Origin of the sequence: Streptomyces sp. NBC_01689 (assembly GCF_036250675.1) — a bacterium.
Taxonomy (GTDB): domain Bacteria; phylum Actinomycetota; class Actinomycetes; order Streptomycetales; family Streptomycetaceae; genus Streptomyces.
In genome coordinates this window covers 7,631,476-7,656,931 of record NZ_CP109592.1, presented here as the reverse complement: position 1 = coordinate 7,656,931, position 25,456 = coordinate 7,631,476, and the positions used below count along the sequence as shown (strand labels likewise).

Here is a 25,456-nt window from a genome sequence, read left to right as displayed (position 1 = left end):
AGAGCGGGGTGGTGACGGATCGTCGGGCGGGGCGGCGGGCCGGGGCCGCCTTGCGCCGTCCGGGGGCGACTTCCGTCACATCGTGTCGAACGGGTGACAGATGCTCGACCGCAGGCCACGGCAGGTAAACATTGGTCAACAGTGCGTGTCCGGACGGTGAACCCGATGTGCAATCACCAGGGACCCGCGAGTATCGTCCTCACCTGCACAGACTCATACCGAATCCCTTGACACCGGAGGGCCCGTTGTCCCGCTTCGCGCTCATCAAGGCAGTGCTCGGACCGATCATGCGCCTGATGTTCCGCCCACGGGTGGAGGGCGTGGAGCACATCCCGGGCGACGGTCCGGTCATCCTGGCCGGCAACCACCTCACGTTCATCGACTCGATGATCCTGCCCCTGGTCTGCGACCGGCAGGTGCTCTTCATCGGCAAGGACGAGTACGTCACCGGCAAGGGGTTCAAGGGCCGTCTCATGGCCTGGTTCTTCACCGGTGTCGGCATGATCCCGGTCGACCGCGACGGCGCCAACGGCGGTGTCGCGGCGCTGATGACCGGACGCCGCATCCTGGAGGAGGGCAAGGTCTTCGGTATCTACCCGGAGGGCACCCGCTCCCCCGACGGCCGTCTGTACCGCGGCCGCACCGGTATCGCCCGCCTCACCCTGATGACCGGCGCCCCGGTGGTCCCGTTCGCGATGATCGGCACCGACAAGCTGCAGCCCGGCGGTGCCGGTATGCCGCGTCCCGGCCGGGTCACCGTCCGCTTCGGCGAGGCCCTGGAGTTCTCCCGGTACGAGGGCATGGACCGTGACCGTTACGTCCTGCGCGCCGTGACCGACTCGGTGATGACCGAGGTCATGCGGCTGTCGGGCCAGGAGTACGTGGACATGTACGCCACGAAGGCCAAGGCCGCCTAGCAGCGGGGCGGCCGGAGCGGGGCTTCCGGCCGACGACTGACGACACGACAGGCGACGTTCGCGCGGGCGGACGTCGCCTGTCGCGTTCACCGGTGCCGCGCAGGACGGGCGCGGTCCGTCGCGTCACCGGTGCCGCGGGGGGGCCTCGGCCGTCGCGTCAGCGCGTCCCGTTCTCCAGCCTCTGGCCCTTCAGCAGGAACCACGCCGCCGTCGCGGTGGCGAGCAGCACCACCGCTCCGATGCCCGAGGCGAGCGCCAGGCCGTCCACGAAGGACGTCCGGGCGGCCTCCAGCAGGGCCTCCGAGGTGTGGGCGGGGAGCCTGGTGGCGGCCTCCACCGCGCCGCCCAGGGAGTCGTGGGCTCCGGCCGGGGTGCCCGCCGGACCCCTGAAGCCCGCGTACACACCGGTGACGATGGAACCCAGCAGGGCGATACCGAGCGCGGCGCCGAGTTCGTACGCCGTCTCGGAGACCGCGGAGGCCGCGCCCGCCTGCTCCTTGGGCACGCTGGAGAGGATCACGTCGGCGGTGACGGTGAACGAGAAGCCCGCGCCGACGCCGACCGCCAGCAGCGCGGTGCCGAGCAGCGAGTAACCGGTGGCCTCGCTCAGCAGGGTGAGCGCGGCGAGCGCGAGGCCGACCGCGGCGAGCCCTCCGGAGACCACGGCGCGGACCGAGTACCGCCGGGCCGCGGCGCCGGCGACCAGACCCGCACCCACCGCGCCGACCGCGGCGGGCAGTTCGGCCAGGCCCGCCTCGAACGGCCGCCTGCCCTGCACCAGTTGCAGGTACTGCGAAAGGAAGAAGACGAGTCCGGACATCCCGAAGACCGTCAGCAGGTCGGCGGCGACCGCCGCCGAGAAGCCACGGTTGCGGAACAGCCGCATGTCCAGCAGCGGTACCGGCATGCCGAGCTGACGGCGTACGAACCCGTACAGGGCCCCGGCGCCGAACAGGCCCACGGCCACCGGCTGCCAGGCGAACCCGTGCAGGGCGAGCTCCTTCACCGCGTACACGACGCCGATCATGCCGACGAGCGAGAGCGCGACGCTGGCCAGGTCCCAGGGGCCGGGGTTCGGGTTGCGCGACTCGGGCAGCAGCTTGATGCCGACCGGCACGAGGACGAGCATCACCGGCACGTTGATCAGGAAGACCGAGCCCCACCAGAAGTGTTCGAGCAGGAAGCCGCCGACCACGGGTCCGACCGCGGTACCGGCGGAGGCCGTGGCGCCCCAGATGCCGATGGCGAGGCTGCGCTCGCGCGGGTCGTGGAAGATGTTGCGGATCAGCGCGAGCGTGGCGGGCATCAGGGTCGCGCCCGCGGCACCGAGCAGCGCCCGCGCCAGGATCATCAACTCCGGTGTGGTGGCGTAGGCGTTGAGCACGGATATCGCGCCGAACACGGTGGCGCCGATCAGCAGCAGCCGTTTGCGGCCGATGCGGTCGCCGAGGCTGCCCATGGAGACGAGCAGCCCGGCGATGACGAAGGAGTAGACGTCGCCGATCCACAGGAGCTGGGTGCCGGAGGGCTCCAGGTCCTCGCTGATGTAGGGGGTCGCGAGACCGAGCACGGTCGCGTCGACCGTCACCAGCAGCACGGCGAGAACGAGGACGGACAGCGCGAGCCAGCGGCCCGGCCGCCGTTCCTCCCTCGCCGTGTGCTCCCCCGCCTTTCCGGCTTCGTCCGAGCCGGGGACACCCCCGTGCCGCAGGGTGCTGGTCATGATCACTCTCTCCGTAGCGCGCCGCCGAGCAGGAGCTCGACGATCATGAAACTGAAGTCCTTGGTGGCGACCCGCCCCTCCAGCACCGCCCAGGCGCCGGAGGCGATCAGCCCGTAGAGCGCCTCGGTGAGCCACGCCGGGGTGAGGTCGATGCGGAATTCGCCGTTGTCCTGGCCGCGCCGGAACAGTGCGGCGATACGGGCGTCGAGCAGGGCCCAGCCCTCGTTCTGGCCCTCGCCCTCGAAGAGCTGGTTCTCGGTGTAGAGGAAGGCGAGAAGTCCGGCGGCCTTCTCCAGCTCGTTCACCAGCCGCCGCAGCGCCTCCTGCGCGGTGCCCTCGTCGAGGCGGGCCGCGTCGAGGGCCGCCTCGCACTCCTCGATGCCGAGTGCCTCCAGCGCCCGTACGAGCGCGTCGCGGCCGGCGAACTGGCGGTGCAGCGTGGCCCTGCTGATCCCGGCCGCCCGGGCGACCTCGTCCATCGTGGCGGTGGATCTGCGGGTGAGGAGGGCGGCCGCGCTGCGCAGCACTTGGTCACGGTCGACAGCCATGAGACAAGAGTAACCCAGATGAGACACGAATGTCTCATCGGGGGCACGGACGTCTCACGCGGTCACCGTGCGTGGGCGTCCGGACGCCGGAACCGCGGGCGACCGGCCGCCCGGTCAGCGCCTGTTCGTCCGGTGGGCGTTCAGTGCCACGGCAGTCGGGCGCGACGCTCCCAGTAGGCCGCCGGCTCCTCGGCGAGGGCGTCGAGGCGGGCCAGCCGCTCCTCGTCGAGGTCGACGACCGCCGCGTGCAGATTCGAGGCGAGCTGATTGGCGGTGGCCGCGCCGGACAGGACCACTCCGGCCCAGGGCCGGCACAGGACGTGGGCGAGGGCGACGGCGTCCGCGCCCAGCCCCGTCTGCGCGGCCACGGCCACGAGCTCTTCCGGCGCGTGCCCGGTGGCGAGACGGCCGTTGGCCATCGCCTCCTTGACGATCACCGTGAGTCCGGCGTCGTGCGCCTCGGCGAGCGCGGGCGCCGCCGAGGTCTCCAGGACGTTGTACGTGGACTGCACGGTACGGAAGAGCGGTGCGCCGTCGACCGTCACGGCGAGCGCGGCGCGGATCGCGTCGGCCTGCGCCGGCCCGCTCGTGGAGAAGCCGACGGAGAGACCGCCGGCCGCGGCCTCGGCGAGCTCGGCGTGCAGCTTGCGGTCGGTGAGGGCCGGGCTGTCCGGGGTCACCGAGTGGATCTGGTAGAGGTCGAGCCGGTCGCCGAGCAGTGCGTCGGTCTCGGCGCGCTGGCGCTCGTAGGTGGCGAGACCGTGGTCCTTGACCTCGTGCGCCTCGGCGTCGGTGCGCCAGTCCGCCGTGTAGGTGTAGCCCCACTTGCTGCCGACCACGACGTCGTCGGCCTCGGGACGGGAGCGCAGCCAGTCGGCGAGGAACTCCTCGGACCGGCCGTACGAACGGGCCACGTCGAAGTAGCGCACGCCCTGGGCGTAGGCGGCGTCGAGGAGTTCGTGGGTGCGCTCGCGCAGGGCGTCGACAGTGCGGACGGCCGGGAGGTCGTCCTCGCGGCCGAGGTTGATGTAACCGGGGCGGCCCACCGCCGCGAGGCCGAGCCCGATGTGCGCGGTGGGAGTCGTGGCTGCGGCGAGGCGGGCGAAGGGCATCGCGGGCTCCGTTTCGGTCGACTCCGTACGGCTCCGTACGGCTCCCGACCAACGTATCCCGCGATGCCCCTGTCACACCGGACCCACCGCTTCTTCTGCCCGGCGCTGCCACTTCCCGTCCGGTCCGGCCCGGAAGTGTCCGGTGTCGCCCGGAACTGCCCGGTGCCGCTCGTTCGTGTCCGGCGCCTTCAGCTCCCGGCCGGGGACCGGCTCACACCCGGCACCGGCCGTCTCCGGCGGGTGTCACTTCTTCAGCTTCGCCGTGGCCCAGGTGTGCTGGGCGGCCACGTCGGACCTGATCTCCGCGAGCTGCACGGCGACCGCGCGGGGCGCCGTACCGCCACGGCCGTCGCGGGAGGCGAGCGCGCCCGGCACGTTCAGGACGGACCGCACCTCGGGCGTGAGATGCGGGGAGATCTTCGCGAACTGCTCGTCGCTCAGACCGTCGAGTTCGACGCCCTCGGCCTCGGCGACCTTCACGCACTCGCCCGCGACCTCGTGCGCGACCCGGAACGGCACGCCCTGCCTGACGAGCCACTCGGCGATGTCGGTGGCGAGCGAGAACCCGGCCGGGGCCAGCTCCTCCATCCGCTCCCGGTGGACGGTGAGGGTGGCCATCATGCCGGTGAAGGCGGGAAGCAGGACCTCCAGCTGGTCGCAGGAGTCGAAGACCGGCTCCTTGTCCTCCTGGAGGTCGCGGTTGTACGCGAGGGGCAGGGCCTTGAGCGTGGCCATCAGGCCGGTCAGATTGCCGATGAGGCGCCCCGACTTGCCGCGCGCCAGCTCCGCGATGTCCGGGTTCTTCTTCTGCGGCATGATCGACGAGCCCGTGGAGAACGCGTCGTGGAGGGTGACGAAGGAGAACTCCTTCGTGTTCCAGATGATGACCTCCTCGGCGATCCGGGAGAGGTTCACACCGATCATCGCCGTGATGAAGGCGAACTCGCCGACGAAGTCGCGGGACGCCGTGCCGTCGATCGAGTTGGCGACCGAGCCGTGTTCGAAACCGAGGTCCTCGGCGACCGCCTCCGGGTCGAGGCCGAGGGAGGAACCGGCCAGCGCGCCCGATCCGTAGGGCGACACGGCGGTGCGCTCGTCCCACTGCCGCAGCCGCTCGGCGTCCCGGGACAGCGACTGGACGTGGGCGAGGACGTGGTGCGCGAAGAGCACCGGCTGCGCGTGCTGGAGGTGGGTGCGGCCGGGCATCGCGACGTCCTGGTGGGCCTCGGCGAGGCCGATCAGCGCGTCCTGGAGGTCGGCGACCAGTCCGCCGATGATCCGGGCGTGGTCGCGCAGGTACATCCGGAAGAGGGTCGCCACCTGGTCGTTGCGCGAGCGGCCCGCGCGCAGCTTGCCGCCGAGGTCGGGGCCGAGCCGCTCCAGCAGGCCGCGTTCCAGGGCCGTGTGGACGTCCTCGTCGGCGACGGTGCCGACGAACGTGCCGTCGGCGACGTCGGCCTCGAGCCGGCCCAGCCCGTCGAGCATCCGCGTCAGCTCGTCGTCCGTGAGGAGACCCGCCTTGCGCAGCACGCGCGCGTGGGCACGCGAGCCGGCGATGTCGTAGGGCGCGAGCCGCCAGTCGAAGTGGACGGACGCGGACAGCTTGGCCAGGGCCTCGGCGGGACCGTCGGCGAAACGGCCGCCCCAGAGCCGTACGTCACCGCTGTTGCTGCTCACTTGCGTTGCTCCTCGAAGATGGCGGCGTGCGGCCGCCTCCGCACCCGGAGAGCGCGGGAGGTGGCCGTCGGGCTAATGCATGAGTATGCAGAAGTCTGCATGATTCGTCAAAGCAGTCGCCCCACCGCCGAGGCGATGTCGCGGCGACACAGAAGCATCCCCCGCCCGGGAGGACACCCGACCCCTCCCCGACGACAACACGCCGGGCAATTCGTCAGACAGGCGAAGGGTTTTGCGCGAGCATCACGGGACATGGGAAAGACCTATGAACGCATCGACGGCCGGCTGCGCACGTTCATCGAAGCCCAGCCCCTCTTCTTCACCGCGACCGCGCCGCTCTCCTCGGACGGCACGGTCAACCTCTCCCCCAAGGGCATCACCGGTTCGTTCGCCGTGCTGGACGAACTGACCGTGGCCTACCTCGACTTCGCCGGGAGCAACGCCGAGACGATCGCGCACCTGCGGGAGAACGGCCGGATCACCCTCATGTGGTGCGCCTTCCAGGGGCCGCCCAACATCGTCCGGGTGCACGGCCGCGGCGAGCCCGTCTTCCGTGACGACCCCCGCTTCGGAGAACTGCTCAAGCACTTCCCCGCGGTCGACCACTCCCCGCACGGCCTGCGCGCGATCATCGTCGTGACGGCCGAACTCGTCCGCGACACCTGCGGCTACGCGGTGCCTTTCATGTCCTACGACGAGGACCGCGACCTGCACGCCAAGCGCTTCGCCCGCGAGGACGACGCCTCCCTGAACACGTACTTCACCAAGAAGGAGCACATCGCGACGAGCCTGGACGGACTACCCGGGCTGCCGCTCCCGCTGCCTCCCACTACCGTCTGAGCCATGCGCCTCGGAGCCGTCGCCCTCGCGTCCGTGTCCCTGCTCGCCCTCGCCCCGAGCGGGCCGCCCGCGCCGCCCGAGCGGCTCGCCGACACCGGCGGCGGCAGCCAGCTGATCACGGCCGAGGCCCCGCGCGCGGACGCGACGTCGGGCACCCTCACCTGGTGGGACCGGCGCGACGGGCACTGGGTGCGGGCCGGGTCGGCGGTGGCGCGCTTCGGCGCCAGGGGGCTGGTCGAGGGCGGCTCCCGCAGACAGAGCACGAACACGACGCCCACCGGGCTGTACGGCCTCCCGTACGCGTTCGGCATCCGGAAGGCGCCCGACGGCACCCGCATCCCCTACCGCCGAATCCACCAGGGCTCCTGGTGGTGCGAGGACAACGCCTCCCGCTCCTACAACCGCTGGACCGAGCCCCGCCCGGCCGACTGCCGCGCCGCCGAGTCCGAACACCTGATCACGTACGACCCGCAGTACGCGTACGCCCTCGTCGTCGGCTTCAACTACGACAGGCCGGTACGGGGTCGCGGGGCCGGCATCTTCCTCCACGTCGACGGGCGCGGGGCGACCGCCGGCTGCGTGTCGGTGCCGGTGGACGCCATGCGGCGGATCCTCGCCTGGGTCGATCCCGCGCGCGGCCCGCACATCGCGATCGGCACCACGGGAGGAGACACCGCGCTGACCCGGTACTGAGGACGGACGGGCGCCTCTCCGGGCGCGGTACCGGACGACGGACGGCGCGGCCCCCGGCGCACGCCGCCGCCCGGCACCGGCCCCGTCGGGCCACACCCGCGAGTGCCCGGTCCGGTCCCCCACGTGCGGTCCCGGCGCCCGGATCGCCCCCTTCCGTGCGGGCCCGTCCCCCGCGGCGGACACCACCGCTCCGCCGATCGGGACCGGACTCCGGACCGGCTGAACGCACGGCCGTCGGCGGCCGTATCTCTGGGCCAGGGGACCTTTCCCCTCGACCCGTCCCCACGGACGACCTCGGAGGAACCGTGTCCACGATCGCCGGTGGCCGCGCCGCGCGGCGCCAGACGCTGCGCCGCATCCGCCCACGACGCTCACCCGCAGTCCCCCTGCTGCTCGCCGTGGGGGCGGGCGCCGCCGGGGTCATCTGGCTCTGGTGGAGCAACACCCCGTCCATCGCGGACGACAACAGCAAGATCCTCAACGCGGGCCGCATCACGGGGCTGCTCGCCGGGTACCTGATGGCGCTGGTGGTGCTGCAGATGGCCCGGGTGCCCGCCCTGGAGCGCCGGGTGGGCTCGGACCGGGTCGCGCGCTGGCACGCGATGAGCGGCCGGTACACGATCTGTCTGGTCCTCGCCCACCTCGTCCTGATCATGTGGGGCTACGCGCTGCAGGCGGGGAAGAGCTTCGGTGACATCGTCCAGCAGACGATCGACTCGATCGACCAGCTGCCCGACATGGGCAAGGCGGCGATCGGCACCGGCCTGCTGTTCGTCATCGGCCTGCTCTCCATGGGCCCGGTGCGCCGCAGGATGGGTTACGACACCTGGTACCACATCCACCTGCTCACCTACGCCGCCGTCTTCCTGACGTTCTGGCACCAGCTGTCCACGGGCAACGAGTTCGCCGTCGAACCGGCCGCGAAGACGGTCTGGTACGGGCTGTACGGGTCGGTGACGGCGCTCGTGCTCTGGTACCGGATCCTCGCCCCGATCCGGCTGAACCTGAAGCACCGGATGCGGGTCGAGGCGGTCGTCGAGGAGACACCGGGCATCGTCTCGGTGCTGATCAGCGGCCGGAAACTGCACCGCATGGGCGCGGAGGCCGGCCAGTTCTTCCGCTGGCGGTTCCTGGCACCGGGCATGCGGCTCAGCTCGCACCCGTACTCCCTGTCGGCGGCCCCCCGCCCCACCATGCTGCGCATCACGGTGAAGGCCATCGGCGACCACAGCGCCGCGCTGCGCGATCTGCGCCCCGGCACCCGGGTGTGGGCCGAGGGTCCCTACGGGGCGCTGACGGCGGCCAAGCGCAGCCGCGGCAAGGTCCTGCTCGTGGCCGGCGGCGTCGGCATCACGCCGATGCGGGCGCTGTTCGAGACGCTGCCCGGCTCGGCCGGCGATCTGACCCTGCTCTACCGGGCCAACACCACCCAGGACCTGGCCCTGTGGGACGAACTGGCCTCGATCGCCGAGGAGCGCGGGGCCCGGCTGATGTACGCGGTGAACAGTCCCGAGGGCGAGCGCCCGGACATCTCGGCGGAGACCCTGAGCCGCAAGCTGCCGGACATCGACCGCCACGACGTCTTCATGTGCGGGCCGCCCGGCTTCGCGCAGCAGGTCTACGAGGCACTGCGCGGCGCGGGGGTTCCCGCCCGCCGCATCCATCACGAGTCGTTCGAGATGTGAGCGACGGGAGTCAGGAGCGATGAAGAAGAGCCACCCCATTCGACGTGCCGTGCTGGCCGGCGCCGCGACCGTGTCCGGGATCGTCCTGCTGCTGTCGCTGAAGCCCGCCTCCGACCCGGCGTCGGCGCAGGGCGCGGCGGCACCGCAGCAGTCGGCGGCGGCGCAGGAGTCGCCCCAGGGCGGGAGCGGGCAGCAGTCGTCCTCGGGGGCCCGGACCGTCACCGGTGACGTCGCCCAGACCCAGTACGGACCCGTGCAGGTCCGTATCACCGTCAGCGGCGGGAAGATCACCAAGTCGGAGGTCGTCCAGATCCCGACCGGTGGCCGCAGCACCCAGGTGAGCAACAACTCGGTTCCCCGGCTCAACCAGGAGGCCGTCGCCGCGGGCAGCGCGGACATCGACGCCGTGTCCGGTGCCAGCTACACCAGCGCCGGGTACAAGAAGTCGCTGCAGTCGGCGCTCGACAAGGCGAAGGCCCAGGGCGGCGGGACGTCGGGAGCGGCGGGGTCCGCAGGCGGCGCGGGCTCGTCCGGATCGTCGGGCTCGTCGGGTTCCTCGGCGGCGCCCCAGGCCCCCGCCGCGCAGGCGCGCACCGTCACCGGGGACGTGGCGCAGACCCAGTACGGCGCCGTCCAGGTCCGGGTGACGGTCAGTGGCGGGAAGATCACCAAGGCCGAGGCCGTCCAGGCGCCCAAGGGGGGTCTGAGCGACCAGAAGACCGCGCTGGCGGTTCCCCGGCTCAACCGGGAGGCCGTCGCGGCCGGCAGCGCCGACATCGACGCCGTGTCCGGTGCCACCTACACCAGCGCGGGATACAAGAAGTCCCTCCAGTCGGCCCTGGACAAGGCCGGTGGCTGAGCCCTCCCAGGAGCCGCACGCGCTGCGGCACGCCGAGGAAGTCATGGGCACCGTCTTCTCGTTCGATGTGCGGGGCGGTGAACCCGGCCTCGTCCGGGTCGCGTTGGAGGAGGCCGTCGCCGGACTCCACAAGGTGGACGAGGTGTTCAGCACCTACCGGGAGGACAGTCAGCTGTCGCGCCTGGCGCGCGGCGAGCTGGCTGTCGAGGAGTGCGACCCGGAGGTCGGCGAGGTGCTCGACCTGTGCGCGGAGGCGGAGCGGCTGAGTGCGGGCTGGTTCAGCACGCGCTACGCCGGACGCCTCGATCCGACCGGTCTGGTGAAGGGGTGGGCGACCGAGCGCGCGGCCCGGCGTCTCGTGGCGGCCGGCGCGAGCGGGGTGAGCCTGAACGGGGGCGGCGACGTCCAGCTGTTCGGAGCTCCCGGCACGCACCGTCCCTGGCGGGTCGGTGTCTCGGATCCGCTGCGTCCGGGCGGGCTCGCGGCCGTCGTCTCCGCGGCCGGCGCGGACGAGCTGGCGGTGGCCACCTCCGGCACCGCCGAGCGCGGAGCCCACATCATCGACCCGAGCACCGGCCGCTCCGCGGTCACCGACCTGGTCGCCGTGACCGTGGTGGGTCCGCGGCTGACCTGGGTGGACGCCTGGGCGACGGCCGCCTTCGCGATGGGTTCCCGTGAGGCCCTGAGCTGGCTGGAGTCACTGCCGGACATCGAGGCCCTGCTCATCACGGCGGGCGACGAGGTGAGATGCACCGGTGGTCTCGCCCGGCGCCTGGGGTGACCTGATCGGTCCGGCCGCGCCCGGACCGGGCCCTTCGGGGTCGGGGGGACCACCGGTCCGTCCGCGTCCGGCGCGCGGCCGGACGCGGGCGGGGAGCCCCTCCCCGCCCGTGGGTCCGCGCCCGGCGTCAGTGGTTGTTCTGGGCCAGTCGCAGCAGATGGTCGGCGAGCGCCTGGCCGCCCGTCGCGTCCCGGCTGATCAGCAGCAGGGTGTCGTCACCCGCGATCGTCCCCAGGATGTCGTGCAGCTCCGCCTGGTCGATCGCCGAGGCGAGGAACTGCGCGGCCCCCGGAGGGGTGCGCAGGACCACGAGGTTCGCGGACGCCTCCGCGGAGATGAGCAGTTCCGAGGAGAGGCGGCGCATCCGCTCCTCCTTCGCCGACTCCCCCAGGGGCACCCGCGGGGTGCGGAAGCCGCCCTCGCTCGGGACCGCGTAGATGAGGTCTCCGTCGTTGTTGCGGATCTTCACCGCGTTCAGCTCGTCCAGGTCCCGGGAGAGCGTCGCCTGGGTGACGTTCAGTCCGTCGTCGGCGAGGAGTTTCGCCAACTGGCTCTGCGAGCGCACCGGTTGCCGGTTGAGGATGTCCACGATCCTGCGGTGGCGCGCGGTGCGGGTCTGCGGCACGGCAGGCCCGGCATGGTCGTGGTCCTGCGCCTGGCTCATCGTCGTCGTCCCATTCTCAGGATCCATCCCCGTTGACTGCGTCGAGGACGCCGGGAAGGGCCCCGAGCAGGACGTCCACCTCGTCGTCGCTCAGGTTCAGCGGGGGCATCAGCCGTACGACATCGGGGGCGGGCGCGTTCACCAGGAGACCGGCGTCCTGAGCCGCCTGCTGCACCTGCGGCGCGAGCGGCTCGGTGAGCACGATACCCAGGAGCAGGCCGGCGCCCCGGACATGGTCGACCAGTGGGTGCCCGAGCGACTCGATCCCGTCGCGCAGCCGTGCGCCGGTACGCTTCACGTTCTCCAGCAGGCCCTCGGACGCGATGGTGTCGAGGACGGCGAGTCCGGCCGCGCAGACGACCGGGTTGCCGCCGAAGGTCGACCCGTGGTGGCCGGGTGCCAGCAGGTCGGCGGCCCGGCCGAACGCGACGGTCGCGCCCAGCGGCAGTCCGCCGCCGAGGCCCTTGGCGAGGGTGACGACGTCCGGCAGGACGCCCTCGTGCGCCTGGTACTCGAACCAGTGGCCGGTTCGGCCGATTCCGGTCTGCACCTCGTCGAGAACCAGGAGCGAACCGGTGGCGGCGGTGATGGCACGCGCCGCCTTCAGGTAACCGGGCGGCGGCACGACCACACCGTTCTCGCCCTGGATCGGCTCGATGACGACGAGCGCCGTGTCGTCGGTCACGGCCGCGGCCAGCGCCTGCGCGTCGCCGTAGGGGACATGGGTGACGTCACCGGGCAACGGCAGGAAGGGCTGCTGCTTGCCGGGCTGGCCGGTGAGCGCGAGGGCGCCCATGGTCCGGCCGTGGAAACCGCCGTGGGTGGCCACCATGTGCCCGCGTCCGGTCAGCCGGCCGATCTTGAAGGCGGCTTCGTTGGCCTCCGCGCCCGAGTTGCAGAAGTACACCCTGCCGGCCCGGCCGAAGAGCTGGAGCAGCCGTTCGGCGAGGGCGACGGGGGGCTCGGCGACGAAGAGGTTGGAGACATGGCCGAGCGAGGCGATCTGGTTGCTGACCGCCTCGACGACCGCCGGATGGGCGTGGCCGAGCGCGTTGACCGCGATGCCGCCGACGTAGTCGAGGTACTCCTTGCCGTCGGCGTCCCACAGCCGGGTGCCCGCGCCCCGGGCGAGGGGCAGTCGCGGGGTGCCGTAGTTGTCCATGAGCGAGCCCTGCCACCGCTCGGTCAGTTCCTGGTTGGCGGTCATACGGCGTCCCCCTCCTGCGCGTCCGGCACGACCATCGTGCCGATCCCCTCGTCGGTGAAGATCTCCAGCAGGATCGAGTGCTGGACCCGGCCGTCGATGACGCGGGCCGTGGTGACGCCGTTGCGCACGGCGTGCAGGCAGCCCTGCATCTTCGGCACCATGCCGCTGGCCAGCTCGGGCAGCAGCTTCTCCAGTTCGGAGGCGGTCAGCCGGCTGATCACCTCGTCGCTGTCCGGCCAGTCCTCGTAGAGGCCCTCGACGTCCGTGAGGACCATGAGGGTTTCGGCGCCAAGTGCCGCAGCGAGTGCCGCAGCCGCCGTATCAGCATTGACGTTGTAGACATGTCCGTCGTCCTGGGAGCGGGCGATCGAGGAGACGACCGGGATGCGGCCGTCGACGAGCAGCGCCTCGATGGCACCGGTGTCGATGTCGGTGATCTCGCCGACCCGGCCGATGTCGACCGGTTCGCCGTCGATCCGGGGCAGGTGCTTGGTGGCGGTGATGGTGTGCGCGTCCTCGCCGGTCATGCCGACGGCGAGCGGTCCGTGCTGGTTGAGCAGTCCGACCAGCTCGCGCTGCACCTGTCCGGCCAGCACCATCCGTACGACGTCCATGGCCTCCTCGGTGGTCACCCGGAGGCCGGCCTTGAACTCGCTGACGATGCCGTGCCGGTCGAGCTGCGCGCTGATCTGGGGGCCGCCGCCGTGCACCACGACCGGCTTGAGCCCGGCGTGGTGCAGGAAGACGACGTCCTGGGCGAAAGCGGCCTTCAGCTCCTCGTCGATCATGGCGTTGCCGCCGAACTTGATGACGACGGTCTTGCCGCGGTGGCGGGTCAGCCAGGGCAGCGCCTCGATGAGGATCTGCGCCTTGGGGAGTGCGGTGTGCTTCCGCGTGACATGGCTCATGAGGAGTAGGCGCTGTTCTCGTGGACGTAGTCGGCGGTGAGGTCGTTGGTCCAGATGGTGGCGGTGGCGGCGCCCGCGGCGAGGTCGGCGACGATGTGGACCTCGCGGTAGCGCATGTCGACGAGGTCGCGGTCCTCGCCGACGCCGCCGTTCTTGCAGACCCACACACCGTTGATGGCGACGTTCAGCTGGTCCGGCTCGAAGGCGGCCCGGGTGGTGCCGATGGCCGACAGGACCCGTCCCCAGTTGGGGTCCTCGCCGTGGATCGCGCACTTGAGGAGGTTGTTGCGGGCGATGGAGCGGCCCACCTCGACGGCGTCCTCCTCGGTCGCGGCGCCCACGACCTCGACCTTGATGTCCTTGCTGGCGCCCTCGGCGTCCCGGATGAGCTGCTGTCCGAGGTCGTCGCAGACCGCCCGGACGGCCTCGGCGAACTCCGTGGCGTCCGGGGTGACTCCCGAGGCGCCGGAGGCGAGCAGCAGCACGGTGTCGTTGGTCGACATGCAGCCGTCGGAGTCGACCCGGTCGAAGGTGGTGCGGGTGGCGGCGCGCAGGACCCCGTCGAGGGTCCCGCTGTCCACGTCGGCGTCCGTCGTGAGGACCACGAGCATGGTGGCGAGGCCCGGTGCGAGCATGCCGGCGCCCTTGGCCATGCCGCCCACGGTCCAGCCGTCACCGGTGCGCACCGACGTCTTGTGCACGGTGTCGGTGGTCTTGATGGCGATGGCGGCCTTCTCGCCGCCGTGCGGACCGAGCTGGGCCGCCGCGGTCTCGACGCCCGCCAGCAGCTTGTCCATGGGCAGGAGGACGCCGATGAGTCCGGTGGAGGCCACCGCGACCTCGCCGGCGTTCACGTCCAGGACCGCGGCGGCCTTCTCCGCGGTGGCGTGGGTGTCCTGGAAGCCCTTGGGGCCCGTACAGGCGTTGGCACCGCCGGAGTTGAGGACGACCGCGGAGACCTGGCCGCCTCTGAGGACCTGCTCGGACCAGAGCACCGGCGCGGCCTTCACGCGGTTGGAGGTGAAGACTCCCGCGGCGGCCAGTCGGGGCCCGTTGTTGACGACGAGGGCCAGGTCCGGGTTGCCGTTCTCCTTGATGCCTGCGGCGATGCCGGAGGCGGTGAAGCCCTTGGCGGCGGTGACGCTCACGGTGCGACTCCGATCGTGGTGAGGCCCAGCTCCTCGGGGAGCCCGAGGGCGATGTTCATGCTCTGGACGGCCCCGCCGGCCGTGCCCTTGGTCAGGTTGTCGATGGCGCTGATCGCGATGATGCGGTGTGTGGCTTCGTCGTGTGCGACCTGGATCTGAACGGCGTTGGAACCGTAGACGGACGCGGTGGCGGGCCACTGGCCCTCCGGCAGCAGCCGTACGAACGGCTCGTCCGCGTAGGCCTTCTCGTAGGCGGCCCGGACGGACTCGTAGGTGACCCCGGCCCGGGCGCGGGTGCTGCACGTGGCGAGGATGCCACGGGGCATCGGCGCGAGGGTCGGGGTGAAGGAGACGGCGACGGGCTCGCCCGCGGCACCGCTCAGGTTCTGGATCATCTCGGGGGTGTGCCGGTGGACGCCGCCGACACCGTACGGGGACATGGAGCCCATGACCTCGCTGCCGAGCAGATGGGGCTTGGCCGCCTTGCCGGCGCCGGACGTTCCGGAGGCGGCGACGATCACGGCCTCGGGCTCGGCGAGTCCGGCCGCGTAGGCGGGGAACAGCGCGAGGGAGACGGCCGTCGGGTAGCAACCGGGCACCGCGATGCGCCTGGACCCCTCCAGCGCGGCGCGGCCGCCCGGCAGTTCGGGGAGGCCGTAGGGCCAGGTGCCGGCGTGCGGCGAACCGTAGAACCGCTCCCAGTCGGCCGGGTCCCGCAGCCGGAAGTCGGCTCCCATGTCGACGACGAGGACGTCCGGCCCGAGCTGCTCGGCGACGGCCGCGGACTGTCCGTGGGGCAGCGCGAGGAACACGACGTCGTGCCCGGCCAGGGCCTCGGCGGTGGTCGGTTCCAGGACACGGTCGGCGAGCGGCAGCAGATGCGGCTGCAGCGCGCCCAGGCGCTGACCGGCGTTGGAGTTGCCGGTCAGGACGCCGATCTCGACCTCGGGGTGCGCCAGGAGCAGACGCAGCGCCTCGCCGCCCGCGTACCCACTCGCTCCCGCCACTGCTGCGCGTACCGCCATGGAACCCTCCTCCTAGATGGCATGACTATACGTATCGATGCACGTTTATGCAACGCAGTCCTGGGTGGACCAGGACGCGGGTCACGGGTCGGCCGGGTACGCGCGAGAGACGCGGCCGTGGGCGAGAGGTGCGGGTGCGCGCGGGAGGTACGGGTGCACAGGGGCGCGGGTGCGCACGAGAGGTACGGGTGCGCAGGCGCGTCCGGGCACAGGGGTGCGGTCGCGGGCGTCGAGGGGGTGAGAGCGGAGCCTCGGGTGGTGAGCGCGGAGCCCCGGACGGTGCGCGCGGAGCCGGCGGGACCGGCGGAGCACGGAGGCGGTGGTCGTGGGACGCGCGCGGCGCCGACCGGGGTCACTCAGCACGTGGTCCCACCCATGCGCACAGCGTAGGCCGCGGCACGGGTGGCCAGGTGTTCCCCGCCCGGGAGAGCGGGCGGGAGCGGGGGTCGGGAGGAGCCGGAGGTCAGGAACGCGGGTCGCGGGGCTGGGCGGCGCGCTGCGCGTTCCGCTCCCTGAGGCGCTCCTCCTCCTTGCGTACCTCGGCCTGGGTGGCGCGCTCCCGGCGCAGCCATCCGGGGTCTTCCTGCTTCAGCGCGTCGATCTGCTCCGTGGTGAGCGGCTCGGTGACCCCGCCGCGGGCGAGCCCGGCGATGGAGACGCCCAGCCGCGCGGCGACGACGGGCCGGGGGTGCGGGCCGTTGCGCCGCAGTTCCTGCAGCCACGCGGGCGGGTCGGTCTGCAGCGCGTTCAGCTCGGCGCGCGAGACGACGCCCTCCTGGAACTCGGCGGGGGTGGCTTCGAGGTACACACCCAGCTTCTTCGCCGCGGTGGCGGGCTTCATGGTCTGGGTGGTCTGGTGCGGCGTCATGATGTCAAGGGTATCGAGCGTGTGCGCGGCCTCCGACCACGACCGATAGCCTGGCGAGGTGACAGGCTCGGAAGTACCTTCTTCGTTCCGGCTCGCCTATGTCCCGGGAGTGACGCCCACGAAGTGGGTGCGGATCTGGAACGAACGGCTGCCCGACGTCCCGCTGACCCTCGTCCCGGTGGCCGCCACCGAGGCGCTCGGCCTGCTGCGCGACCGCGGCGCCGACGCCGGATTCGTCCGGCTGCCGGTCGACGGGGAGGACCTCAGCGCGATCCCGCTCTACACCGAGACGACGGTGGTCGTGGCCCCCAAGGACCATGTGGTCGCCGCGGTCGACGAGGTGACCGCCGAGGACCTGGCCGACGAGGTCGTGCTGCACCCGCTCGACGACACCCTCGGCTGGGAGCGCCCGCCGGGTCTGCCCGCGTTCGAGCGGCCCGCCACCACCGAGGACGCCGTCGAGCTCGTGGCGGCGGGCATCGGCCTGCTGGTCGTTCCCCAGTCGCTCGCGCGCCTGCACCACCGCAAGGACCTGACGTACCGGCCGCTCACGGACGCCCCCGAGTCGCGCGTCGCGCTGTCCTGGCCCGAGGACGCGACCACCGACCTGGTGGAGGACTTCATCGGGATCGTCCGGGGCCGGACCGTGAACAGCTCACGCGGACGCTCCCAGACCCCGGCGCGCGCGTCGGGCACGGCGTCGGCGTCCGCCAAGGGCGGACGGGCCGAGGCCGGTGGAGCTCGGAAGAAGGCGGCGGGCGGTGGCAGGACGGGCGGCCGGACCGGTGGCACCGGCTCCCGCGGCGGAGCCGGCGGCTCCGGGAGCGGTCGGCGGGGCAAGCCCCGCCGGCGGTCGTGAGCGGCCCGTGGACGAGTTCTGGCCGGTGGCCGACGTCCTGGCGTACCTGACCGGGACCTGGCGCGTGGAGCGTTCGGTCCGGGACCTCGCGAGCGGCGCCGAGGGGCGTTTCACCGGGACGACCGTGTTCTCACCTCTCGACGACGGAGGGGACGGCCTGCTGCACCACGAGTCCGGCACCTTCACCTGGCAGGGCGTCGCCAGGCCCGCGGAGCGCACCCTGTGGTTCCTGCCGGGGCAGCGCGCGGGCACGGCGGACGTCCGGTTCTCCGACGGCCGCCCCTTCCACGCCCTGGACCTCGGCACCGGACGGCACGTCGCCGACCACCCGTGCGCGGCCGACCTGTACCGCGGCGAGTTCACCGTCTCCGGCGCGGACCGCTGGCGCACGGTGTGGCGGGTGGGCGGCCCGGCCAAGGACCTGCTCCTCACCACCGAGTACGCGCGCCCGGACGGAGAACCGCGCCGCGCGGACGACGGACCCCGCTAGGACCTCTCTTCCGGATCATGCCGGAGTCACGGGGTCCGGCACGCCCGGGTCGGCCGAGATGGCTCCGTGGGCCGGAGCCGGCCTGATCCGGAAGAAAGGCCCTAGTCGCCGCGCGCCGTCGCCTCCAGACGCAGATTCCACCGGCCGTTGTGCCCGGTGAGGGTCATGGCCGACAGGGGGCGTACGTCGATGTTCCAGTACGTCGTCGGCTGGGCCCGCAGCGCGTAGACGAGCGCCGCCCGCACCACGGACGGTTCCGCCACCGCGACGATCCGGCCGCCGTCGTCCGCCGGGCGGGTGTCGAGCCAGCCGCCGACCCGGGAGATGAACGACATCAGGGACTCACCGCCGTGCGGGGACGAGCGCGGGTCGGCGAGCCAGGCGTCCACCGCGGACGGCTCGCGGGCCATCGCCTCGCCCAGGGTGAACCCGCGCCAGCGGCCCATGTCGCAGTCGCGCAGCGCGGGTTGGACCAGCGGCGCGAAGCCCAGCGCGTCGCCGGTGGCGCGGCTGCGCGGGGTCGGTGAGCAGTAGCGCAGTTCGGCCACCGCCAGCGGCAGCAGTCCGGGGGCGGCACGCTGCACCTCGTCCCAGCCCGCCTGATCCAGCGGGCGGTCGTCCTCGAAGCGTTCGGCGAGCAACGACGAACTGCGCGCGGCAGCGACGAACGTGACCCGAAGATGCATGCGAGGATCGTGGAGCGCGGAACATCCGCAGGTCAAGAGGGGCTACGCACGGTGTTCAGGGGCTCACCGCGGCACGAGCGCCATCCACTGGTCGGGGCGGCCGAGCGGTGTGAAACCGATCTTCTCGTAGACACCGTGGGCGTCGTGCGTGGCGAGCAGGACACGGCGCAGGCCGAAGGGTTCGAGATGGTCGCGGACGGCCGTCACCAGGGCGGACCCCAGTCCCTTGCCGCGGACGGCCGGGGCCACGTAGACGTCGCACAGCCAGGCGAAGGTCGCCTCGTCGGTGACGACGCGGGCGTAGGCCACCTGCTCGCCCGAAAGGCCTTCGTACACCCCGAAGTTGAGCGAGGCCGCGATCGCGCGCTCCTGCTTCTCGCGGGGCACTCCGAGGGCCCAGTAGGCGTCCGTGGAGAGCCAGTGGTGCACCCGGGCGACGTCGATACGGGCCGGGTCGGCGGAGATCTCGTAGCCGCCGGGCAGCTGCAGTGGGTCGGTCATGCGGGGAGGGTCGCAGGCCGGGGCGGCGGGGTCGAGCGGTTTTCACCGGCTGGACACCGCGGTGGACCCCGTCCCCAGCGTCTCGTCCCGGGCGGCGCGCAGGCGTCGTACACCCTCGGTGATCTCCTCCGTGCCGGCGACCGCCGCGAAGCTCAGACGGAGGTGGGCGGCCGGGGGTTCGGCGCTGAAGTAGGGCCGGCCGGAGGTGACGGCCACGCCCGCGCGCAGGGCGGTGGCGGCCAGCGCGGACTCGTCGGTGCCCTCGGGCAGCCGGAGCCACAGGTGGTAGCCCCCGTACGGGACGTGCGGCAGGGCGAGTTCGGGCAGCCGCAGCCGCAGCTCGGCGGTCATCGTGTCCCGTCGGTTCCGCAACTCGGCGGACACGGACCGCAGATGGCGGGGCCAGGCCGGTGATCCGACGAGTTCCAGCGCGGCTTCCTGAAGCGGCCTCGGCACGAAGAAGGTCTCCACGACCTGGATGGCGCGCAGCCGTTCCAGGACCGGTCCGCGCGCGGCCAGCACCCCGACCCGGAAGCTCGGTGAGGTCGCCTTGGTCAGCGAACCGACGTGCACCACGACCCCGTCCGGGTCCTCGGCGGCCAGCGGGCGCGGCAGCGGCCCGGCGTCCTCGTGCACGAGCCGGCGTACGAAGTCGTCCTCGACCACGAACGCGCCCGCCTCCCGCGCGATCCGCAGTACCGCGCCCCGCCGCTCGGGGGCGAGCACGGCGCCGGTCGGGTTCTGGAACAGCGGCTGGCAGACGAAGACCCGGGCGCCGGTCGCCCTGAAGGCGTCGGCGAGCAGGTCCGGCTTCACGCCGTCGGGGTCCACCGGCACCGGCACCGGCCGCAGCCCGGCCGCGCGGGCGATGGCCAGCATGCCCGGATAGGTGGGTGATTCGACGAGGACCGGCGCGCCGGGCGGAGCGAGCGCGCGCAGGGTGGTGGTGAGCGCGGACTGGCCGCCCGCCGTGACGAGGACCTCCGCGGCGGTGATCGCGCCGCCGATCCCGCGCGCGAACCACTCGCGCAGCTCCGCCAGCCCCTCCACCGGCGGCCGGGACCAGGCGCCGGGCCGCCGGCCCGCCCGGGACAGGGCGGCGCCCATGGCGCGTTCGGGCTGGAGCGAGGGGTGCAGATAGCCGCCGCTGAACTCGACGACGCCGGCCGGCGGGGCGGCCAGGGTGGCCAGGACTCCGGAGGCGTCCACCGTGCGCGGGACGAGTTCGGTGGCGGCGTCCGCGCTCAGCGCGACCTCCTGCCAGGAGGTGTCCCCGGCCGGTGCGGCGGGAGTCCGGGGACGCGCCCGGAAGGCGCCGGCCCCGGGGCGGGTGACCACCAGCCCCTCGGCGGAGAGCTGTGCCAGCGCGCGCGACACGGTCACCGGGCTCACCCGGAACCGTTCCACGAGCGCCCGGCTCGACGGCAGCTTTCCACCGGGCGAGTAGCGGTTGACTTCCTGACGGAGCTGTTTCACGAGTTCGGCGACACTGCTACTCTGCTGCATGAGAGCAGAGAGTAGCGCTATCGTCGGCTCGGCGATAGCGGAGAGCGCGGTCACCACTCCGGGCGCGGACGGTCGCGCCGACCGCCGCTCCGGCACCCTCCAGGCCGCCCTGGGCGTCATCGCCTTCTCCCTCACCTTCCCCGCCACCGCCTGGGGTCTGGAGGGCTTCGGCCCCTGGTCCCTCGTCGCCGTGCGCAGCGCCCTCGCGGCCGTCGTCGCGGGCGGCTGCCTGCTGGCGTTGCGCGTGCCCGTGCCGGAGCGGCGGTACCGGGCGGGGCTCGCCGTGGTCGCCGCGGGTGTCGTGGTGGGCTTCCCGCTGCTGACGACGCTCACGCTGCGGACGTCCACCACCGCCCACGCCGCCGTGGTCGTCGGCCTGCTGCCGCTGACGACGGCGCTGTTCTCGGCGCTGCGCACCGGTGCGCGGCCCTCCCGGTTGTTCTGGGGCGCCGCCCTGGCGGGCGCGGCGGCGGTGATCGCGTTCACCGTGCAGCAGAGCGGAGGGGCGCTGATCAGCGCGGACGCCTATCTCTTCGGCGCGCTGCTGATCTGCGCGGCGGGCTACACCGAGGGCGGCAGGCTGGCCCGGGTGATGCCGGGGTGGCAGGTGATCGGCTGGGCGCTGGTCCTGTGTCTGCCGCTCTCGCTGCCGGGCGCGCTGCTGGCGCTGTCGTACGAGCCCGCTCGGTGGTCGGCGCACAGCGTGACGGGGCTGCTGTGGGTGGCGGTCGGATCACAGTTCCTGGGGCTCGTCGTCTGGTACCGCGGGATGGCCGCGATCGGCATTCCGAAGGCCAGCCAGTTGCAGCTCGCTCAGCCGCTGCTCACACTGGTGTGGTCGGTACTGCTCCTCGGCGAGCGACTCACGCCGGCCGCTCCGCTCACGGCGGCGGCCGTACTGGTCTGTATCGCCCTCACCCAGCGAGCGCGGGGCTGAGCAGTACCCGGGTGCCGGCGTCGCCCGGCGCACCAGCGGCCGCGGACCCACGGTCACGGTCCACCGTTCCAGCCCCCACCACTCCATCACTCCAGCACTCCCGCAACTGGCGAGGGAGACCCACGATGCGCGCAACCGAGGGCGACCAGCTCGTGCAGCACGGCAGGGTCGTCGGACAGCACGACAAGGTCGCGGAGATCACCCAGGTCATGGGCAAGGAGGGAACTCCCCCGTATCGCGTCCGGTTCCCGGACGGGCACGAGGCCGTCTGCTCTCCCGGGCCCGACTCCGAGATCCGGCACAAGGACCCCCTGCGGTAGCCCCGCCCCGGGGCGCCGAGGAGCGGGGACCCCCGTGCGCGGCTCAGCGCACGGGGGTCGCCGGCTGCCGGTAGTGGTCGGCCACGACCCGTGTCATCGCGCCGAGGGGATCGGAGCCGACGCCCTTGGCGGAGAAGAAGACGTGCCCGCGCACCTCCGGATACTTCCGCGCGAGGGTGAGGTGCCGGGAGAGCTCGGCCGGGTCCCGCCAGGCGGCGGGCTGTGCGGGGTCCCCCACCTTGTAGAGCGCCTCGCCCACGTACAGCCGCACCCCGGTGCCCCGGGTGACGGCCGCCCACCAGGGCACGAGCTTCGCGTAGTCGGCGGCGGCGAACCCGACGTTCCAGTAGATCTGTGGACAGATGTAGTCGATCCAGCCCTCCCGGACCCACTTCCTCGTGTCGGCGTGCAGATCGTCGTACGTCTGGACGCCGGCCCGGGTGTCCGAGCCGTGCGGGTCGCTCGCGGCGTTGCGCCACACCCCGAACGGGCTGATGCCGAAGCGCGTGCCCGGGCGGACCTGCCGGACGCGCGCGGCCATCTCCCGTACCAGCGCGTCGATGTTGTCCCGGCGCCAGGCGGCCCGGTCCGCGAAGCCCGCGCCGTGCGCCGCGTAGGCGGCGGCGTCGTCGAAGGTCTGCCCGGCGACCGGGTACGGATAGAAGTAGTCGTCCCAGTGCACCGCGTCGACGGGGTATCTGCGCACCGCGTCGAGCATCGCGTCCTGCACGAACGCCCGCACGGCCGGCAGCCCCGGGTTGTAGTACATCTTCCCGCCGTACCGGACGACCCAGTCGGGGTGCGTCCGCGCGGGGTGGTGCGCCGCCAGCCTGCCGGGGTCGGTGTGCGCGGCGATCCGGTACGGGTTGAACCAGGCGTGCAGTTCCAGGCCCCGCGCGTGGGCCTCGGCGACCGCGGTGCCGAGCGGGTCCCAGCCGGGGTCCCGGCCCTGCACACCGGTGAGGTACTGCGACCAGGGCTCGAACGCCGAGGGCCACAGGGCGTCCGCCGCGGGGCGGACCTGGAAGACCACCGCGTTGAGACCGCGCCGGACCGCCGTGTCGAGATGGGCGACGAGTTCGGCCCGCTGCCGGTCCGGGGTCAGCCCGGCCCGCGAGGGCCAGTCCCGGTTCAGCACCGTGGTCAGCCACATGCCGCGCAGCTCCGCGGGGGCGCTCCGCCGGCCGGGCGGTCCGGGGGTGATCCCGGTACCGGGTTTCGCCACCGAGTCGCCGGTGGCGAGGGGTCCGGTGAGCGCCACCGCCGCGGCCACCGTGAACGTCCGCCGTGACACCCGCCCCATCCGCGCTCTCCTCTTACCCAGTGGACCCGCCCGGTCACGGATCGTCCCGTCGCACAGCATGCCCGCCCCGGGCGATCGATCATCGATACTTCCGGGTAACGTGCACGATCGGAGCAGGCACCGAACAACGAGGGACCTGCCAGGCCCGTAGATCAACGAAGGGGACGATGTGACCGACATCGAACGCGTCGGAGTGGTGGGCTGCGGCCAGATGGGAGCGGGCATCGCCGAGGTCTGCGCCCGCGCGGGTCTCGACGTGAAGGTCGCCGAGACCACCGGCGAGGCGTTGGAGATCGGCCGTACCCGGCTGTTCAACTCCCTCTCCAAGGCGGCCGAGCGCGGAAAGATCTCCGCCGACGAGCTCACGGCCACCCAGGACCGGCTGAGCTTCACCACCGACCTCGGCGAGTTCGCAGACCGGGACCTGGTGATCGAGGCCGTCGTCGAGAACGAGCAGGTGAAGACCGAGATCTTCCAGGTCCTCGACCAGGTGGTGACCCGGCAGGACGCGATCCTCGCCTCGAACACCTCCTCCATCCCGCTGGTCCGGCTCGCCGTCGCCACCTCGCGTCCCGACCAGGTCGTCGGGATCCACTTCTTCAACCCGGCGCCGGTGCAGCAGCTCGTCGAGCTGATCCCGGCACTGACCACCTCCGAGGGCACCCTCGGCCGGGCGCAGCTGTTCGCCGAGAAGGCGCTCGGCAAGCACGCGATCCGCGCCCAGGACCGCTCCGGCTTCGTGGTCAACGCCCTGCTGATCCCGTACCTGCTCTCCGCGATCCGGATGTTCGAGTCGGGCATCGCCAGCCGCGAGGACATCGACAACGGCATGGAGATGGGCTGCGCGCACCCGATGGGGCCGCTCAAGCTCTCCGACCTGATCGGCCTGGACACCGTGGCCTCGGTCGCCCACTCGATGTACGAGGAGTACAAGGAGCCGCTCTACGCCGCTCCCCCGCTGCTCCAGCGCATGGTCGACGCGGGCCGGCTGGGCCGGAAGTCCGGGTCGGGCTTCTACACCTACGGCTGACCCTCCCTCCTCCGCCGTCCGGCCGCCCGGCGGCCGCGGGGCTTGTGGGCCCGGCACCCTTTCCGGTGCCGGGCCCACTCCGTTCACACGCCGTGTGCGCGCCGGGCCCGCATATGCCGTGCGCACACGCTCCCCACGCGCCCACCAGGCGAGTTGACTTTCCGTGTACATGCAAGGGATGTGACGACTACGGAAAGGAGCGGACACGTGACCGCCGACCCGGAGCATCCCGTGGTCCATGGAGAACTCGCCGAGTTACGCCGCAGACTCGATGTGGCCCAGGCCCGCGTCGAGGGAGGACTGACCCTGCTCAGTCACCGCGCCGAACAGACCGCCAAGGACGTGGACGACCTGAGCACGCGCGTCGTCGCGATGGAACACACCCGCTGGCCGCTGCCCGCGGTCGCGGCCGTCACCGCCGTCGGCGCGCTCGCCGTGGCGATCTGGCAGGCCCTGGGCCACTAGGCCCTGAGGAGCTGTCCGGCCGTTCCCCCGGGCGGTCGGCGTCCGGCGCGGCATCCCGCCGCGGACCACCGGACGCGCGCCGCCCCCGGACGGCCGGACGCGACCCACCCCCGGACGGCCGGACGTGACCCGCCCTCCGGACGCCGTGCGGGGTCCGGTCAGGGCAAGGCGTCCTGACCGAGCCTGAGGTGGTGCAGGAGGAGCAGCGCGGCGGCCATGTTCGCGGCCGGCACCTCGCCGCGGGCGACCAGGTCGGGGACGAGCTTGAGGGGAACCCATTCCCGCCGGTCGGACTCGTAGTCGTCCACCGGGTGTCCGGTGTAGGCGCCTTCGTCGGCCCAGTAGATGTGGTGCCTGGCGTCGGTCAGCCCGTTGGAGGGCTCGACGCTCATCAGATGGCGCAGGGGACCCGGTCGCCAGCCGGTCTCCTCCTCCAGTTCGCGCGCCGCCGCGACGGCGATGTCCTCGCCGTCCTCGACGACGCCCGCCGCGAGTTCCCACCCCCAGCTGTCGGTGATGAACCGGTGCCGCCACAGGAGCAGCACCTCGTTGGCGTCGTTCACCACGGTGGCCACGGCCACCGGACGCAGCCGTATCAGGAAGTGATCGAGATGCCGGCCGTCCGGCAGCTCGACATCCGCGAGATTGACGTCGAACCAGCGGTTTGCGTACACAGTTTGTTCGTTCAGTTTCGTCCACTGCAC

27 protein-coding genes are annotated in these 25,456 nt (G+C 72.5%); 12 read left to right on the top strand and 15 right to left on the bottom strand.

Annotated features, from left to right (window positions below):
* The first annotated feature begins 245 nt into the window (after positions 1–245).
* The gene (locus OG776_RS32760) at positions 246–917 is read left to right on the top strand and encodes a lysophospholipid acyltransferase family protein (RefSeq protein WP_148008143.1); all 672 of its coding nucleotides are present in this window, start codon (positions 246–248) and stop codon (positions 915–917) included.
* A 157-nt stretch (positions 918–1,074) separates the two neighbouring features.
* Here OG776_RS32760 and OG776_RS32755 read toward each other — a convergent pair whose 3' ends face one another.
* The 4 genes from OG776_RS32755 to argH all read right to left on the bottom strand — a co-directional run bounded on the left by OG776_RS32755 (position 1,075) and on the right by argH (position 5,977).
* On the bottom strand, positions 1,075–2,640 hold the full coding sequence (locus OG776_RS32755) for an MFS transporter (RefSeq protein WP_148007761.1): 1,566 nt from the start codon (positions 2,638–2,640) through the stop codon (positions 1,075–1,077).
* Positions 2,641–2,642: 2 nt separating this feature from the next.
* A complete protein-coding gene (locus OG776_RS32750; protein ID WP_187285500.1) occupies positions 2,643–3,188 on the bottom strand; it encodes a TetR/AcrR family transcriptional regulator in 546 nt (181 codons plus the stop codon).
* A 140-nt stretch (positions 3,189–3,328) separates the two neighbouring features.
* Complete coding sequence (locus OG776_RS32745; RefSeq protein ID WP_148007760.1) at positions 3,329–4,300, bottom strand: aldo/keto reductase; 972 nt, start codon at positions 4,298–4,300, stop codon at positions 3,329–3,331.
* A gap of 243 nt (positions 4,301–4,543) precedes the next feature.
* Positions 4,544–5,977, bottom strand: a complete 1,434-nt coding sequence (argH, locus tag OG776_RS32740) for an argininosuccinate lyase (RefSeq protein WP_148007759.1) — start codon at positions 5,975–5,977, stop codon at positions 4,544–4,546.
* A 252-nt stretch (positions 5,978–6,229) separates the two neighbouring features.
* On the opposite strand from argH, the gene OG776_RS32735 reads away from it, so the two are divergent.
* From OG776_RS32735 to OG776_RS32715, 5 genes are all read left to right on the top strand, one after another.
* Positions 6,230–6,817: a pyridoxamine 5'-phosphate oxidase family protein gene (locus OG776_RS32735; RefSeq protein ID WP_148007758.1), complete on the top strand. Its 588-nt coding sequence runs from the start codon at positions 6,230–6,232 to the stop codon at positions 6,815–6,817.
* A gap of 3 nt (positions 6,818–6,820) precedes the next feature.
* Positions 6,821–7,510 (top strand): L,D-transpeptidase family protein, encoded by a 690-nt coding sequence (locus OG776_RS32730; protein ID WP_148007757.1) that lies wholly within the window; start codon positions 6,821–6,823, stop codon positions 7,508–7,510.
* A 305-nt stretch (positions 7,511–7,815) separates the two neighbouring features.
* A complete protein-coding gene (locus tag OG776_RS32725) occupies positions 7,816–9,195 on the top strand; it encodes a ferredoxin reductase family protein (protein WP_187285499.1) in 1,380 nt (459 codons plus the stop codon).
* Between the two features lie 19 nt (positions 9,196–9,214).
* On the top strand, positions 9,215–10,054 hold the full coding sequence (locus OG776_RS32720) for an FMN-binding protein (protein WP_148007756.1): 840 nt from the start codon (positions 9,215–9,217) through the stop codon (positions 10,052–10,054).
* A 43-nt stretch (positions 10,055–10,097) separates the two neighbouring features.
* Positions 10,098–10,835: an FAD:protein FMN transferase gene (locus OG776_RS32715; protein WP_148008140.1), complete on the top strand. Its 738-nt coding sequence runs from the start codon at positions 10,098–10,100 to the stop codon at positions 10,833–10,835.
* Positions 10,836–10,962: 127 nt separating this feature from the next.
* Here OG776_RS32715 and OG776_RS32710 read toward each other — a convergent pair whose 3' ends face one another.
* From OG776_RS32710 to OG776_RS32685, 6 genes are all read right to left on the bottom strand, one after another.
* A complete protein-coding gene (locus OG776_RS32710) occupies positions 10,963–11,499 on the bottom strand; it encodes an arginine repressor (RefSeq protein ID WP_148007755.1) in 537 nt (178 codons plus the stop codon).
* 16 nt (positions 11,500–11,515) lie between these two features.
* Entirely contained in the window at positions 11,516–12,706 is a 1,191-nt protein-coding gene (locus OG776_RS32705; protein WP_148007754.1) for an acetylornithine transaminase, read from the bottom strand.
* Positions 12,703–13,614, bottom strand: a complete 912-nt coding sequence (argB, locus tag OG776_RS32700) for an acetylglutamate kinase (RefSeq protein WP_148007753.1) — start codon at positions 13,612–13,614, stop codon at positions 12,703–12,705. The genes OG776_RS32705 and argB overlap by 4 nt, the downstream gene beginning before the upstream one ends.
* Positions 13,611–14,762 (bottom strand): bifunctional glutamate N-acetyltransferase/amino-acid acetyltransferase ArgJ, encoded by a 1,152-nt coding sequence (argJ, locus tag OG776_RS32695; RefSeq protein WP_148007752.1) that lies wholly within the window; start codon positions 14,760–14,762, stop codon positions 13,611–13,613. Before argJ ends, argB begins: the two co-directional genes overlap by 4 nt.
* Entirely contained in the window at positions 14,759–15,787 is a 1,029-nt protein-coding gene (gene argC, locus OG776_RS32690; protein WP_148007751.1) for an N-acetyl-gamma-glutamyl-phosphate reductase, read from the bottom strand. Before argC ends, argJ begins: the two co-directional genes overlap by 4 nt.
* 463 nt (positions 15,788–16,250) lie before the next feature.
* Complete coding sequence (locus OG776_RS32685; protein WP_148007750.1) at positions 16,251–16,655, bottom strand: DUF5997 family protein; 405 nt, start codon at positions 16,653–16,655, stop codon at positions 16,251–16,253.
* A 58-nt stretch (positions 16,656–16,713) separates the two neighbouring features.
* Here OG776_RS32685 and OG776_RS32680 point away from each other — a divergent pair, with 58 nt between their 5' ends.
* Both OG776_RS32680 and OG776_RS32675 read left to right on the top strand, forming a co-directional pair.
* A complete protein-coding gene (locus OG776_RS32680) occupies positions 16,714–17,514 on the top strand; it encodes a LysR family substrate-binding domain-containing protein (protein ID WP_148007749.1) in 801 nt (266 codons plus the stop codon).
* 7 nt (positions 17,515–17,521) lie between these two features.
* A complete protein-coding gene (locus tag OG776_RS32675) occupies positions 17,522–18,004 on the top strand; it encodes a DUF6314 family protein (protein WP_329322972.1) in 483 nt (160 codons plus the stop codon).
* A 101-nt stretch (positions 18,005–18,105) separates the two neighbouring features.
* Here the strand turns inward: OG776_RS32675 and OG776_RS32670 are convergent, their stop codons facing one another.
* The 3 genes from OG776_RS32670 to OG776_RS32660 all read right to left on the bottom strand — a co-directional run bounded on the left by OG776_RS32670 (position 18,106) and on the right by OG776_RS32660 (position 20,697).
* Entirely contained in the window at positions 18,106–18,690 is a 585-nt protein-coding gene (locus tag OG776_RS32670; protein ID WP_148007747.1) for a histidine phosphatase family protein, read from the bottom strand.
* A gap of 63 nt (positions 18,691–18,753) precedes the next feature.
* Positions 18,754–19,191 (bottom strand): GNAT family N-acetyltransferase, encoded by a 438-nt coding sequence (locus OG776_RS32665; protein ID WP_148007746.1) that lies wholly within the window; start codon positions 19,189–19,191, stop codon positions 18,754–18,756.
* Positions 19,192–19,233: 42 nt separating this feature from the next.
* Positions 19,234–20,697 (bottom strand): aminotransferase-like domain-containing protein, encoded by a 1,464-nt coding sequence (locus OG776_RS32660; RefSeq protein ID WP_148007745.1) that lies wholly within the window; start codon positions 20,695–20,697, stop codon positions 19,234–19,236.
* On the opposite strand from OG776_RS32660, the gene OG776_RS32655 reads away from it, so the two are divergent.
* Together OG776_RS32655 and OG776_RS32650 are read left to right on the top strand one after the other, a co-directional pair.
* On the top strand, positions 20,696–21,634 hold the full coding sequence (locus tag OG776_RS32655; protein ID WP_329322971.1) for a DMT family transporter: 939 nt from the start codon (positions 20,696–20,698) through the stop codon (positions 21,632–21,634). The genes OG776_RS32660 and OG776_RS32655 overlap by 2 nt on opposite strands.
* 125 nt (positions 21,635–21,759) lie before the next feature.
* Positions 21,760–21,954, top strand: coding sequence for a DUF1918 domain-containing protein (locus OG776_RS32650; protein ID WP_148007743.1), 195 nt, complete (start codon positions 21,760–21,762; stop codon positions 21,952–21,954).
* 43 nt (positions 21,955–21,997) lie between these two features.
* Here OG776_RS32650 and OG776_RS32645 read toward each other — a convergent pair whose 3' ends face one another.
* Positions 21,998–23,257 (bottom strand): glycoside hydrolase family 10 protein, encoded by a 1,260-nt coding sequence (locus OG776_RS32645; RefSeq protein WP_329326566.1) that lies wholly within the window; start codon positions 23,255–23,257, stop codon positions 21,998–22,000.
* 169 nt (positions 23,258–23,426) lie between these two features.
* Here OG776_RS32645 and OG776_RS32640 point away from each other — a divergent pair, with 169 nt between their 5' ends.
* The gene (locus OG776_RS32640) at positions 23,427–24,287 is read left to right on the top strand and encodes a 3-hydroxybutyryl-CoA dehydrogenase (RefSeq protein ID WP_187285498.1); all 861 of its coding nucleotides are present in this window, start codon (positions 23,427–23,429) and stop codon (positions 24,285–24,287) included.
* A 207-nt stretch (positions 24,288–24,494) separates the two neighbouring features.
* Positions 24,495–24,752 (top strand): hypothetical protein, encoded by a 258-nt coding sequence (locus OG776_RS32635; protein WP_148007740.1) that lies wholly within the window; start codon positions 24,495–24,497, stop codon positions 24,750–24,752.
* Between the two features lie 158 nt (positions 24,753–24,910).
* Here the strand turns inward: OG776_RS32635 and OG776_RS32630 are convergent, their stop codons facing one another.
* Entirely contained in the window at positions 24,911–25,456 is a 546-nt protein-coding gene (locus OG776_RS32630) for an NUDIX hydrolase (protein WP_148007739.1), read from the bottom strand.

What these genes read in the sequence shown, in the direction of transcription:
- OG776_RS32745 (WP_148007760.1), bottom strand. Translation starts at nt 4,300, where the DNA reads ATGCCCTTCGCCCGCCTCGCCGCAGCCACGACTCCCACCGCGCACATC.
- OG776_RS32670 (WP_148007747.1), bottom strand. Translation starts at nt 18,690, where the DNA reads ATGCATCTTCGGGTCACGTTCGTCGCTGCCGCGCGCAGTTCGTCGTTG.
- argB (WP_148007753.1), bottom strand. Translation starts at nt 13,614, where the DNA reads ATGAGCCATGTCACGCGGAAGCACACCGCACTCCCCAAGGCGCAGATC.
- OG776_RS32715 (WP_148008140.1), top strand. Translation starts at nt 10,098, where the DNA reads ATGGGCACCGTCTTCTCGTTCGATGTGCGGGGCGGTGAACCCGGCCTC.
- OG776_RS32730 (WP_148007757.1), top strand. Translation starts at nt 6,821, where the DNA reads ATGCGCCTCGGAGCCGTCGCCCTCGCGTCCGTGTCCCTGCTCGCCCTC.
- argC (WP_148007751.1), bottom strand. Translation starts at nt 15,787, where the DNA reads ATGGCGGTACGCGCAGCAGTGGCGGGAGCGAGTGGGTACGCGGGCGGC.
- OG776_RS32750 (WP_187285500.1), bottom strand. Translation starts at nt 3,188, where the DNA reads ATGGCTGTCGACCGTGACCAAGTGCTGCGCAGCGCGGCCGCCCTCCTC.
- OG776_RS32665 (WP_148007746.1), bottom strand. Translation starts at nt 19,191, where the DNA reads ATGACCGACCCACTGCAGCTGCCCGGCGGCTACGAGATCTCCGCCGAC.
- OG776_RS32645 (WP_329326566.1), bottom strand. Translation starts at nt 23,257, where the DNA reads ATGGGGCGGGTGTCACGGCGGACGTTCACGGTGGCCGCGGCGGTGGCG.
- OG776_RS32685 (WP_148007750.1), bottom strand. Translation starts at nt 16,655, where the DNA reads ATGACGCCGCACCAGACCACCCAGACCATGAAGCCCGCCACCGCGGCG.
- OG776_RS32660 (WP_148007745.1), bottom strand. Translation starts at nt 20,697, where the DNA reads ATGCAGCAGAGTAGCAGTGTCGCCGAACTCGTGAAACAGCTCCGTCAG.
- OG776_RS32650 (WP_148007743.1), top strand. Translation starts at nt 21,760, where the DNA reads ATGCGCGCAACCGAGGGCGACCAGCTCGTGCAGCACGGCAGGGTCGTC.
- OG776_RS32720 (WP_148007756.1), top strand. Translation starts at nt 9,215, where the DNA reads ATGAAGAAGAGCCACCCCATTCGACGTGCCGTGCTGGCCGGCGCCGCG.
- OG776_RS32655 (WP_329322971.1), top strand. Translation starts at nt 20,696, where the DNA reads ATGAGAGCAGAGAGTAGCGCTATCGTCGGCTCGGCGATAGCGGAGAGC.
- OG776_RS32710 (WP_148007755.1), bottom strand. Translation starts at nt 11,499, where the DNA reads ATGAGCCAGGCGCAGGACCACGACCATGCCGGGCCTGCCGTGCCGCAG.
- OG776_RS32735 (WP_148007758.1), top strand. Translation starts at nt 6,230, where the DNA reads ATGGGAAAGACCTATGAACGCATCGACGGCCGGCTGCGCACGTTCATC.
- OG776_RS32705 (WP_148007754.1), bottom strand. Translation starts at nt 12,706, where the DNA reads ATGACCGCCAACCAGGAACTGACCGAGCGGTGGCAGGGCTCGCTCATG.
- OG776_RS32755 (WP_148007761.1), bottom strand. Translation starts at nt 2,640, where the DNA reads ATGACCAGCACCCTGCGGCACGGGGGTGTCCCCGGCTCGGACGAAGCC.